The 11776-nt window shown below is 35.9% G+C and carries 12 protein-coding genes; 1 reads left to right on the top strand and 11 read right to left on the bottom strand.

What is annotated here, in order from left to right:
• Positions 1-63 precede the first annotated feature (63 nt).
• The 3 genes from dapG to DFR56_RS05790 form a co-directional block, all read right to left on the bottom strand.
• On the bottom strand, positions 64-1302 hold the full coding sequence (gene dapG, locus DFR56_RS05800; RefSeq protein ID WP_110394496.1) for an aspartate kinase: 1239 nt from the start codon (positions 1300-1302) through the stop codon (positions 64-66).
• A 27-nt stretch (positions 1303-1329) separates the two neighbouring features.
• Complete coding sequence (gene asd, locus DFR56_RS05795) at positions 1330-2376, bottom strand: aspartate-semialdehyde dehydrogenase (RefSeq protein WP_110394495.1); 1047 nt, start codon at positions 2374-2376, stop codon at positions 1330-1332.
• A gap of 79 nt (positions 2377-2455) precedes the next feature.
• Entirely contained in the window at positions 2456-3046 is a 591-nt protein-coding gene (locus DFR56_RS05790; RefSeq protein ID WP_110394494.1) for a dipicolinate synthase subunit B, read from the bottom strand.
• Positions 3047-3206: 160 nt separating this feature from the next.
• On the opposite strand from DFR56_RS05790, the gene DFR56_RS05785 reads away from it, so the two are divergent.
• Positions 3207-3401 (top strand): hypothetical protein, encoded by a 195-nt coding sequence (locus tag DFR56_RS05785; RefSeq protein WP_110394493.1) that lies wholly within the window; start codon positions 3207-3209, stop codon positions 3399-3401.
• Between the two features lie 258 nt (positions 3402-3659).
• Here DFR56_RS05785 and DFR56_RS05780 read toward each other — a convergent pair whose 3' ends face one another.
• The 8 genes from DFR56_RS05780 to rbfA all read right to left on the bottom strand — a co-directional run bounded on the left by DFR56_RS05780 (position 3660) and on the right by rbfA (position 11770).
• The gene (locus DFR56_RS05780) at positions 3660-3896 is read right to left on the bottom strand and encodes a YlmC/YmxH family sporulation protein (protein WP_110394492.1); all 237 of its coding nucleotides are present in this window, start codon (positions 3894-3896) and stop codon (positions 3660-3662) included.
• Between the two features lie 51 nt (positions 3897-3947).
• Entirely contained in the window at positions 3948-5159 is a 1212-nt protein-coding gene (locus DFR56_RS05775; protein ID WP_110394491.1) for a M16 family metallopeptidase, read from the bottom strand.
• A 28-nt stretch (positions 5160-5187) separates the two neighbouring features.
• On the bottom strand, positions 5188-6132 hold the full coding sequence (locus DFR56_RS05770; RefSeq protein WP_110394490.1) for a polysaccharide deacetylase family protein: 945 nt from the start codon (positions 6130-6132) through the stop codon (positions 5188-5190).
• A 525-nt stretch (positions 6133-6657) separates the two neighbouring features.
• Complete coding sequence (locus DFR56_RS05765; RefSeq protein WP_110394489.1) at positions 6658-8778, bottom strand: polyribonucleotide nucleotidyltransferase; 2121 nt, start codon at positions 8776-8778, stop codon at positions 6658-6660.
• A 296-nt stretch (positions 8779-9074) separates the two neighbouring features.
• Positions 9075-9344 (bottom strand): 30S ribosomal protein S15, encoded by a 270-nt coding sequence (gene rpsO / locus DFR56_RS05760; RefSeq protein WP_110394488.1) that lies wholly within the window; start codon positions 9342-9344, stop codon positions 9075-9077.
• Between the two features lie 131 nt (positions 9345-9475).
• Entirely contained in the window at positions 9476-10411 is a 936-nt protein-coding gene (locus DFR56_RS05755) for a bifunctional riboflavin kinase/FAD synthetase (protein ID WP_110394681.1), read from the bottom strand.
• Between the two features lie 9 nt (positions 10412-10420).
• Positions 10421-11323 carry a tRNA pseudouridine(55) synthase TruB gene (truB, locus tag DFR56_RS05750; protein ID WP_110394487.1) on the bottom strand — a complete coding sequence of 301 codons (903 nt, stop codon included), beginning with the start codon at positions 11321-11323 and terminating at the stop codon, positions 10421-10423.
• A 102-nt stretch (positions 11324-11425) separates the two neighbouring features.
• Positions 11426-11770 (bottom strand): 30S ribosome-binding factor RbfA, encoded by a 345-nt coding sequence (rbfA, locus tag DFR56_RS05745; RefSeq protein ID WP_110394486.1) that lies wholly within the window; start codon positions 11768-11770, stop codon positions 11426-11428.
• Positions 11771-11776 lie beyond the last annotated feature (6 nt).

Below are 11776 nucleotides of genomic sequence, written 5' to 3'. Positions count from 1 at the left end.
TTATTTCACCCTTTTCTTAGTAAATAAGATTTTATTTACATAAGCGTTCCGTTTTAAGGTCTCTTACGTTTTTTCAATTTCTGTTAATTTATTTAGCTCAAATACATCATGTAAAGCATTTACAGCAGTCTTTAAATGCTTTTCATAAATAAGTACCCAAATAGTTGTATGGCTATCTGCAGATTGTAATATTTGGACATTATTTTTAACTAATGCATTAGCAATTTTAGCAGCCACCCCAGGAATTCCTGTCATACCGGCACCGACAGCAGAAACTTTTGCACAGTTTTCAGTTACTTCTATGGAAAAACCTTTCTCTTCCAAAAGGGCGATAGCTCGTGTCGTTACTTCCGATGGCACCGTATAAATAACACTCGTTGGCGAAATATTAATAAAATCAACGGAAATACTAGCATCTGCCATCGTTTGAAAAATGGTCGCTTGTGCACGTAAATCTGTTTCGTTTACTTTAATGCTTAATTGCGAGATATCGTCAATATGGGCAATACTAGTCACTAATCTATCCGGAATATCGATCCCAATTTCTTTCCCCCTGGATGATGTAATTAATGTACCTATTTCATTAGAATAGGTGGAACGAATCCGTAACGGAATTTCTGCTTGCATTGCAATTTCAACAGCTCTTGGGTGGATAACTTTTGCACCTTGATAGGCAAGATTGCATGTTTCTGTATATGTTACAACATCGATAGGACGAGCAGAATCTACGACACGCGGGTCAGCCGTCATAATTCCTTTTACATCTGTAAAAATTTCAATACATTCAGCTCGGAGTGATGCCCCAAATGCTGCAGCAGTCGTATCACTACCGCCACGTCCGATCGTCGTTATATCGCCTGATTCAGTTCGTCCTTGAAACCCTGCAACAACGACGACATCGTGGTTCTTCAGTTCATGTTTAATACGATCAGGTTTCACTTTTTTAATTTTTGCCTCATTATATTCATCGTTCGTAATTAAACCGGCTTGTGCTCCAGTTAATGCTGTCGCGGAAATATGATGATGTTGCAATTCATTGGACAGGACAACGGAAGCAATCGTTTCACCACAAGACATTAACATATCAAGTTCACGTTTAGAATTTTGTGTTTTTGTCGGATAATCAACCATTTGAAGTAATGTGTCTGTTGCATATGGATCTGGATTTCTACCAAGAGCAGAGACAACGACGACAAGTTTATAGTCTTTTTCTAATGCACGTTTAATTTGTTTAATGACGTGTTTCCGGTTTTCTTTCGTTTGGACAGATGTTCCACCAAATTTCTGAATTAATAATCGCATACGTTTATCATACCTCACCTTTTCATTTTACACTAAACCATTTTTTACGAGTGATTGTGCAATTTGAACCGTATTCCATGCTGCACCTTTTACTAGATTATCAGATACAACCCATAAATGGAACCCATTTGTTGTATCTAGATCTTGTCGAACTCTTCCTACAAATACTTCTTTTTTATCTGCTGCACTTAAAGGTGTAGGATATGATTGTGTCGAAGGATCATCTTCTAAAATTAGCCCTTCTCCACTTTTTAAAACTTCTTTTATATCATTTACAGTCACATCCGTTTTATCTGTTTCGATATAAACACTTTCTGAGTGAGATGTAAATACTGGAAGTCTGACACAAGTTGCAGCTACATGTAAATCAGGTTCATGCATAATTTTTTTCGTTTCATTGATCATTTTCAATTCTTCTTTTGTATAGCCATTATCGTCAAAAACATCTATTTGTGGTAATGCGTTAAATGCAATTGGATAATGCTTTTTATCTGAACCTGCCGGCAAAATATTGGCCACCATTTCTTCTCCATTTAAATATTGTTTCGTTTGCTCTGTTAGTTCATCTTGTGCAGACAATCCAGCTCCAGAAACTGCCTGATAAGTTGAAACGATCACACGTTTTAATCCAAAAGCTTCTTGAATTGGTTTTAATGCCACAACCATTTGAATCGTCGAACAGTTAGGGTTAGCAATAATACCTTGATGTTTTTTTACATCGGCTTCATTCACTTCGGGTACAACGAGCGGAACATTTTCATCCATCCGGAATGCGCTCGTATTATCGACAACAATTGCACCACTTTTTACCGCTTCTTGTGCAAGGCGTTCTGATATAGAGCCGCCTGCTGAGAAAAAAGCGATATCAATATCGTTAAAACTGTCTGGAGTTGCCTCTTCTATTGTAACTTCTTCTCCTTTAAACTTCATTGTTTTTCCAGCAGACCTTTTTGATGACAAAGGTTTGATCGTTTCTATTTGAAAAGGCTCTTCTTCTAAATATTGGATAATTTTTTGCCCAACTGCTCCTGTTGCTCCAACTACTGCTACTTTATACTGTTTATTTTGTGACATTACTATTTCCCCTTCCGCATCATGCGAACATTCGAAAAAACTCGTATGTTCAAATCTTTATTACCCATTTTAACATACTTTAATTCGAATAAGGAATAATAACGGGTTGAATTTGTTTCCCCAGCAGCGCCTCATAAACTGTCGGGACTAGTAAATCCATATTTGCAACAAGGGATGTCGGCTTTTGATAAGGATTGTCTTGACCAAATGGGATAAAGTAAATAAGTTTACTGCTCATTAGCCGCATTAAATTTACACCATTTAAACCAAGCGCATCGTTAGTTGATACTCCTAACACGACAGGTTTGCGATTACGTAACGTAGCTTTGGCTGACATTAAAACCGGTGAATCGGTTAGGGCATTGGCAAACTTACTCAACGAATTACCTGTTAGAGGGGCAATCACCATACAATCTAAAGGGGCCTTTGGTCCAAGTGGTTCTGCTTCTTGCATTGTAGAAATCACCCGTCGATTTGTAATCGATTCAATTGTTTCAATATGCTCTTCCGCCTTCCCAAACTTGGAATCTACATTTCTCACTGTATATGAAACGATCGGTATTACTTCGGCTTCTTCTTCCATCAATTGCTGTAATTGCGGATAAACTAAGTCATAAGTACAATGCGATCCAGTTAAACCGACACCGATCCTTTTTCCTTGTAAAGACATGTAATTCAATCCTTCCTATTTTTCAAAACTCCTTTTATTCTTTAATAATGTATGTAGGTGTATATGGAACTGTTCCGCGAATGTATTGATTTGGCTTATACCTAAAAGGGATAGTTAAAATGGGTCATGGATAAAGTACTAGTAAGTGGATGAAAAGTAGATGTTATGGGAAATGAACAGTCAAGATGAAGTGAATGAAACAATCCATCTGACTTGGAGAACAATAGATGATGAAATGAAACATGAAGGAGAGCAATTCAAATTTTTACTATACGCTAACTTTAGGGGTATTAAAGAAAAGCTTCCACCATTTAAAACCGCGAATATGCTATTGGAATATTGCAATTCACTTTAGTGGAAATAATAATGAGGCTGAGACCTATTGAAAACATCAAATGGATTACCTTAGCGGAGGAAACACACATCATAGACTTATGGTCGGCTAGAAACGGTCATGTCCATGTGACCTACACCGACACTAGCACGTCCTGTGCATCCGAGGATGACCAGCCGCCTCAGGATGAATGAAGTATATTTCCGCAACAGATTAAATGCAGCTTCCATTGTTCGGATTTCAAAAACACTTTTGTCCTAGCCTCCATTTTTCGAACCATTATTCTTCTACTTCAACTAAAATGATGTCATTACCAATTTTCTTAATCATATCCCACGAAATAGTTGCTTCGGATTCTTCTTTTTTAAATCCGAACCACCTATAGGTAGGGATAATGAATGATTCAATTTTTCCTGTTTCGGGATTAATTTGTAAATCTGTTTGCCCTAGAACGCCTAATCTTGAACCAGTATGAATATTAATGATTTCTTTCCCACTAATATCTTTAAAACGCATGTCTTTCCCTCCAATATTGAAATATCATTCGGGGATTAAAACTGTACTACTTTATGGCGTAATAACTGCTTCAGATTTTTCTCCATTAAATGTTTGTGCAATCACATGGTTGATCATTTGTCGATCAACAGCATCTATTTCTTGAATAATATCGTCTAATGTACGGTGCCGTCTTAATAATAATTCATTCCTACCATTTCTGCTCATTCTACTATTTGTACTTTCCAAACTAAGCATTATATTTCCTTTTAATTGTTCTTTACTATTTGAGAACTCTTTATCCGATAGTCCATTTGTTACTAAATCTTCAATCGTTTCATCAATCGTAGTTTTCAGTGTGTGTAATTGTTCCCTATTAGTCCCGGCATAAATAGCAAGTAAACCACTGTCCAAATAAGTAGAATGATAGGAATATACCGAATACGCTAAACCACGCTTTTCACGGATTTCTTGAAATAGGCGTGAACTCATTCCTCCACCTAAAACACTGTTGATAATCATCATACTCGGAATAAGGGGGTCTTGAACTGCTAATCCATTAAAACCTAAACAAAGATGAGCTTGTTCTGTTTCCTTATTTTTAACGATAGAGTCATGAACAAAAGTAGGTTTTTCCCGCTGAATGATACTATTTTTTCGATTAAAACGGTCAAAATATTGTTCTGTTTCTTGAATAAAAGAAGCATCTACATTTCCTGCTATCGATACAACGATATTATTAGGCGTATAAAATGTATCCATATAATCAACTAAAGACTTTTTCGTAAAGGATTTTAACTGGTTTTCCGTTCCTAAAATAGACCTTCCTAATGAATGATGCCCAAATGATGCTTTCGCTAATAAATCGTGTACATGATCATCCGGCGTATCCTCATACATTTTAATCTCTTCCATGACGACATTCTTTTCTCGTTCTATTTCATCGTCTGGAAAAGTTGAATGAAAAAACATATCAGTTAACACTTCTAAAGCATGTTCTTTATACGTATCTAAAACTCTTGCATAATAACATGTATATTCTTTTGATGTAAAAGCATTCACTTGCCCACCAATTGAATCGAAGCTCTCTGCTATTTGTTGTGCCGTGCGTTTATTTGTCCCTTTAAAAAACATATGTTCTAAAAAATGCGAGATGCCATTATTTTCGTCTGTTTCATTTCTTGATCCAGTTAATACCCAAATCCCTATCGTTACAGAGCGGACTGTTGGAACAGGTTCTAATACGATTCGTAGTCCATTTTTACATGTATATGTTTCGATCATGATGGTTCCCCCTGAAATATTGTATTTTTTATCTCTCTTCACTAAGTAAATGCTCAATTGTTCCTATTTCATACTCTTTTTGTTTTATTTCATCTATTAAAGTTTCCAATCCTTGGGCAACTGGTTCTGTTGGATGCATCAAAATCGTTGCTCCTGGATGAATATTTTTGATAACTCGGTTAATCATAACAGAAACAGAAGGATTCTTCCAATCAATTGTATCAACTGTCCAAAGTATTGTTTCCATTTCTAATTCATGGGCAGTCTGGACTACTTGATCATTAAAACTCCCACTGGGTGGGGCGAACCACTTAGGTCGGTACCCAGTAATCGCCTCAATTATTTCATTTGTATTTTCAATTTGATTTCTCATTTCTGCTACTGATATATGAGCCATATCTGGATGATTATATGCATGGTTTCCGATTAAATGATCTTGTTCAACAATCATTTTAACGATGTTTTTATTTTCTTTTGCCCATTTCCCTTCAATAAAAAATGTGGCTTTCACATTTTTCTTGTTTAAAATCGTTAAAATAGTTGGTATATGTTCCGTTCCCCACGAAACATTAATTAACAAGGCGACCATTTCTTTTTCTGGATGTCCTCGGTAAATAGGAGAAGATGGCAATTCATGTAATGAAACCGATGGGGGTACTTCATCAAAAACGAGTAAAGAATCATTAAATTGACCTGACTTTTTCATCTTTTTATATGATTTTTCTATATTTACTTTTCGCCCATTTCTTCCGGGAGTCTTCTTCCAAACGCGATCGACATATGCATCCTCTGGCTCTTCTTCATATTCTTTTGCATTTGTTTTAATTTCCGTTAATAATTTATCACTCTCTTTAGTCGTTGTAATAGTAGGTTTGCCTTCTGCTTGAAAAAATGGATTATTATTAGCTGTAATGATCGTGATGATAGTAAGAATAATAAGGCATGTATACATTTTTCTTTCGTTTGTATTCATTTACGATTCACCCCTTACCATATAATATGAAAGAGGTAAATTGAAATATGACTCGTACAACGAAAACAACGATCATAAGGTAAAAAAAGAACCAAAAGCGCAAGCGGTCGTATTCATAAGTAGGGTCTACTGAATAAATAGAAATTCCACCTAAATCAATAGTTTGTACTCGTTTTTGTTGATATAATGTGCAAGGTAATTTAGGGGAAGCTAAACGATAGCAAAGGTAATGATAACCTTATGCATAAAGTCACTAGAACATGGCGATTAAGGGGATTACCAAAATAAATTGGAGCAATGCTTAGCGTGATAGAAGTGCAAAGGGCTTGATTGTTTGACCAAAAAACCTTTGCACAAAAGTGGAAACTAGAATCCTATTGCAATGAATGACTCTAGTTGGCCGGAGCGAAAGTGACTGACTCCAGCGGGAAAAGCAACAGAGGAACGCATTTTGTTCAGCAGATTCAACTTAAATTCCTATAAAATTAAAAAAGAAACTGGATTTCCAGCTTCTATTTAATCATTCTATTTCGATTTCAATTTTTCTTTTCCATCTCTTTCTTCTTTTAGGACATCTTTTCGGGATAAATTAACTCTTCCTTGTTGGTCAATTTCTTTCACTTTTACCATTATTTTATCACCGATTGAAACGACATCCTCGACTTTATTTGTTCTCTTTTCTTGTAGTTGAGAAATGTGAACTAAGCCATCTTTCCCTTTAAATAATTCGACAAAGGCTCCAAATTTTTCAATTCTTTTCACAGTTCCTAAATAGATTTGCCCGACTTCAACTTCACGAACGAGATCTTCAATAATTTTCTTCGCTGCTTCGTTCATTTCAGGTTCAGTGGAAGAAATGAATACTGTACCATCTTGTTCGATATCAATTTTAACGCCAGTTTCTTCAATAATTTGATTAATTTGTTTTCCGCTTGGTCCAATGACATCACGAATTTTATCTGGATTTATCTTCATTGTAATAATTTTTGGTGCATATTCAGACAGTTCTTTGTTCGGTTCATTGATCGTAGCAAGCATTGATTCTAAAATCTTCATTCTTCCAACTTTAGCTTGCTGTAAAGATTCTTCCAAAATACTCTTCGATAATCCATCAATTTTAATGTCCATTTGTAATGCGGTAATGCCTTTTTCCGTTCCTGCAACTTTAAAGTCCATATCCCCTAATGCATCTTCTAACCCTTGAATATCGGAAAGAATCGAATATTGATTTCCTGTTTTGACAAGTCCCATCGCAATACCGGCCACCGGTGATTTAATTGGTACTCCAGCGTCCATCATCGCTAATGTACTTGCACAAATACTTGCTTGTGAAGAAGAACCATTTGATTCTAATACTTCAGAAACGAGACGGATAGTATAAGGAAATTCCTCATCAGATGGTACCACTTTTTCAAGAGCACGTTCCCCTAAAGCGCCATGGCCAATTTCACGACGGCCAGGTCCTCTAATCGGTCCTGTTTCACCGACACTAAATTGCGGGAAATTATAATGGTGCATAAATCGTTTCGACTCTTCTAAGTCTAATCCGTCAAGAATTTGCACATCCCCAAGTGCACCTAGTGTACATACACTCAATACTTGAGTTTGCCCACGTGTGAACAATCCTGAACCATGTGTCCGAGGTAAAACATTTATACGTGATGAAAGTGGCCTAATTTCATCAATTTTCCTTCCGTCAGGACGTACTTTTTCTTCTGTAATTAGTCTACGTACTTCTTCTTTTAAGAGGTGATCTAACGTCATTTTAACGTGGGAGATCACTTCATCCTCTTCTTCTGCGTATGCCTCTAATGCTTCTTCTTTTACTAATTGAATGGCATCTTCTCGAGCATGCTTTTCTTTCACTTGGATTGCAGCGATAAGCTTCTCTTTTACTCGTCCCTCTACTTTTTGCTTTATTTCTTCATCAATCTCAAATAGTTCAATTTCTGCTTTTTCTGCACCGACACGTTTGATAATTTCTTCTTGAAATTCAACGAGTCGCACGATTTCCTCGTGGGCAAACATAATCGCATCTAACATTACATCTTCTGCGATCTCATCAGCACCAGCTTCCACCATATTAATAGCATCTTTCGTACCCGCAACGGTTAACTCAAGATCGCTTTTTTCTTGTTCTTCGATGGACGGATTAATAATAAATTCCCCATCAACTCGTCCGATATTAACACCGGCAATTGGTCCCTGAAACGGGATGTCTGAAATCGATAATGCAATAGATGAGCCAATCATAGCAGCAATTTCAGATGAACAGTTTTGATCGACACTCATAACCGTACTAATTACTTGGACTTCATTACGAAAACCGTCTGGAAATAGGGGTCTAATCGGACGATCAATTAAACGGGATGAAAGAATTGCTTTTTCACTAGGTCTCCCTTCACGTTTAATAAAACCACCTGGAATTTTCCCTACTGCATATAATCGTTCTTCATAATTTACTGTCAATGGGAAAAAGGGTAAATCTTTCGGTTCTTTTGAAGCAGTTACTGTCGCTAAGACAGCGGTATCTCCATAATGGATCATACATGCGCCATTTGCTTGCTTTGCTAATTCTCCGACTTCAACTGTAAATGAACTACCATTAATTGTTGTGGAGAATACTTGCTTTTGTTCTTCTGCCATACTTTATTGTACTCCTTTCAATACAACATACTGTTATCTATTTTATAGGTTCCATGTAAAAAAGTAAATTTTCTATCCATTTTTAGTATAGCCAGTAAAGCTAAAGTATAATGGAACTTCTTTGGAAAACGAATTTCCGCCTAGAAATTTGCTAGTACTGACGTTATGACGAGTAATCGAAGGAGCATTTTTCAATGCGCCAATGCTTCTCGATTAGACAAGTACTTACAGTCCTAGAATGTTACGCTTTTGTTCTTTACGAAAAAAAAGCAGGATTTCTCCTGCTTTCTTTTTCGTTATCTACGTAGTCCAAGCTTTTGAATTACTTCACGATAACGGGCAACATCACTCTTACGTAGGTAATTTAATAAATTACGGCGTTTACCTACCATTTTTAATAAACCACGACGTGAATGATGGTCTTTTTTATGAGTACGTAAATGTTCGTTTAAATTATTAATTTCATCTGTTAGTATTGCAATTTGTACTTCTGGAGATCCAGTATCATTGTCATGTACTTTAAACTCATTAATAATCTCTGTTTTACGTTCTTTTGAAATAGCCATATTTTGGCCCACCTCCTATTTATTCTCTATCCCCATTCCCCTAGCAAACGTCGGAGTTACATTTTGCCAAGCGAAGGTTCCATTTATTAGAATAACTCGTTTTTAACATTTTTGCAAGACAAAACGTACTGTTAACGGAAATAATTTCGAATTGTTTGTTCATCTTTTTCTAGCTGGGCAACAATTTCCGCTATCCCATTAAATTTTTTTTCATCTCGTATATATTGATACCAAAGGACGACAATTTCTTCTCCGTAAATATCTTGATCAAAATCAAAGATAAATACTTCTACGGACGGCTTTAACTCACCCGAAACAAATGTCGGCTTTACACCGAGATTTGCCATCCCGTTATACGTGTTGTTCTGGTAAATAACTTTCACTGCATACACGCCTTGTTTCGGTAATAATTTTTCATTACTAATTTGCATATTTGCAGTTGGAAAGCCTAGTTTACGTCCTCGTTTGTCTCCTTCAATTACCGTTCCTTTCGTCGTATATACTCGTCCTAACAATGGCTTGATGTTGTCGACTGCCCCTTGATGTAAATATTTTCTAATTCTCGTTGAACTAATCTTTTCCTCTTTACATTCAACTTTCCGAATGACAGATGTCGTAAATTCCCTGTTTGTATATTGCGAAATATTGTCCATATTACCTGCGCCTTTATGCCCGAAGGTAAAATCAAACCCAGCAACAACGTGTTTGATATGCAAATCAATTATAAAATGATTTACAAACTGTTTTGGTGTCAATTTAGATAATTGTTTATTAAATGTAATGATATATAATCGGTCGACATTCATTTCACTTAATAGCCGCTCTTTTTCTCCTACTGGTGTAATATATTGTACTGGTTTATCTGGATCGTTTAAGACGACAGATGGGTGGGGGTGAAACGTAATTACTGCACTTTCCTTTTGTTGTTCTTTTGCTAATTGAACCGCTTGTTGAATAACTGCTTGATGTCCCTTATGTATCCCATCAAAAAAACCAATTGCAGCAATTGTTTCTGGTACATTATTTGCTTTCAGTGTATGTGGGTATGTTAGCTTAATCGTCTGCATTTGTTTCACCTACATTCTCTTATGAATATTAAAAACACGGATCGGTTTTATTTCATTTTTATTTATTTTATGTTTTTCATATATTGCAAGTAACTCATTTTCGTGCATGATGATAAAAGGGTCTGTTTTTGGGCATTTTGTTGGTATTGGTAATTTTTGACCTTGTAACACTTTTTGCTTAAGATCCCTATCAACAAAAAAAACATCTAAATGACGGAGTCCACGTTCGATTGGATATAGCAGTTTTTCTACTTCCTTTTTATGAATCGCCTCTTCTAGTTCGGGAAAAGTGACTGTTTCAGACATCATAAATGAATCACTTTCCGCCCGTTTTAAATAAGACATATGTGAAGGGTATCCAAGTTCTCTGCCAATATCAACACATAATGTTCGGATATATGTACCTTTTGAACAAGTTACTTTTATTCTAAAAGGATTGTTCAGCTTTTCTTCTAATCGAGTTAGTTCATAAATAGTGACAACACGTTCTAGTCTTTCTACTTCTTTATTTTCACGTGCATATTCGTATAATTTTTTCCCTTTTACTTTTACAGCTGAGTACATTGGTGGTACTTGCTTGATTTCTCCGTGGAACTTTTGTAAAACATTATTTATTTCTTCGTTTGTTGGCAGAGAAACTACTTCTTTTTCAGCTACTATCTCACCTTCTCGATCTTCTGTTGTCGTTGAATAACCGAGATAAACGTCTGCGATATAGACTTTTTTTAAGTGTAACAAAAAAGGAATAATTTTAGTAGCTTCACCTATACAAATAGGTAAAACACCTTCCACTCCAGGATCAAGAGTTCCTGTATGACCAACTTTTTTAATATGTAATAATTTACGAACTTTCATGACACAATCGTGTGATGTAAATCCTTTCGGCTTATATAAAGGTAAAATTCCGTTCATCGTTATTTCACTCCATTAATTAGTAGGAAAAAAACATCTGCTGTTATTAGTTTATGTACCAAAAATCTGACTCGTTTAATGAAAAACGAAGTCAGATATGGATTATTCTTTATTTAATTCACGGAGGATGGCATCAATTCGATTTCCATATTCGTGAGCCTCATCAAACTGAAAAGTAATATCTGGTACTTTTCTTAGTCTAATTCGTTTTCCTACTTCCGAACGAACAAACCCACTTGCTTTGGCTAAACCAATCAATGTGTCCTGCTTTTCGTTATCATTTCCTAATACAGAAATAAAAACGGTCGCATGTTGCAAATCATTTGTTAGTTCAACATCTGTCACTGTCACAAAGCCGATACGTGGATCTTTTAATTTTTGATTTAAAATTTCACCAATTTCTTTTTTCATTTGCTCGGCTACTCGATTTGTTCGCATATTTTCCATTTCTTT

It is taken from the genome of Pseudogracilibacillus auburnensis, assembly GCF_003201975.1.
Classification (GTDB): Bacteria; Bacillota; Bacilli; order Bacillales; family Amphibacillaceae; genus Pseudogracilibacillus; species Pseudogracilibacillus auburnensis.
This window is presented reverse-complemented; position numbering and strand designations above follow the sequence as displayed.

What these genes read in the sequence shown, in the direction of transcription:
- dapG (WP_110394496.1), bottom strand. Translation starts at nt 1,302, where the DNA reads ATGCGATTATTAATTCAGAAATTTGGTGGAACATCTGTCCAAACGAAA.
- asd (WP_110394495.1), bottom strand. Translation starts at nt 2,376, where the DNA reads ATGTCACAAAATAAACAGTATAAAGTAGCAGTAGTTGGAGCAACAGGA.
- DFR56_RS05790 (WP_110394494.1), bottom strand. Translation starts at nt 3,046, where the DNA reads ATGTCTTTACAAGGAAAAAGGATCGGTGTCGGTTTAACTGGATCGCAT.
- DFR56_RS05785 (WP_110394493.1), top strand. Translation starts at nt 3,207, where the DNA reads ATGTTATGGGAAATGAACAGTCAAGATGAAGTGAATGAAACAATCCAT.
- DFR56_RS05780 (WP_110394492.1), bottom strand. Translation starts at nt 3,896, where the DNA reads ATGCGTTTTAAAGATATTAGTGGGAAAGAAATCATTAATATTCATACT.
- DFR56_RS05775 (WP_110394491.1), bottom strand. Translation starts at nt 5,159, where the DNA reads ATGATCGAAACATATACATGTAAAAATGGACTACGAATCGTATTAGAA.
- DFR56_RS05770 (WP_110394490.1), bottom strand. Translation starts at nt 6,132, where the DNA reads ATGAATACAAACGAAAGAAAAATGTATACATGCCTTATTATTCTTACT.
- DFR56_RS05765 (WP_110394489.1), bottom strand. Translation starts at nt 8,778, where the DNA reads ATGGCAGAAGAACAAAAGCAAGTATTCTCCACAACAATTAATGGTAGT.
- rpsO (WP_110394488.1), bottom strand. Translation starts at nt 9,344, where the DNA reads ATGGCTATTTCAAAAGAACGTAAAACAGAGATTATTAATGAGTTTAAA.
- DFR56_RS05755 (WP_110394681.1), bottom strand. Translation starts at nt 10,411, where the DNA reads ATGCAGACGATTAAGCTAACATACCCACATACACTGAAAGCAAATAAT.
- truB (WP_110394487.1), bottom strand. Translation starts at nt 11,323, where the DNA reads ATGAACGGAATTTTACCTTTATATAAGCCGAAAGGATTTACATCACAC.
- rbfA (WP_110394486.1), bottom strand. Translation starts at nt 11,770, where the DNA reads ATGGAAAATATGCGAACAAATCGAGTAGCCGAGCAAATGAAAAAAGAA.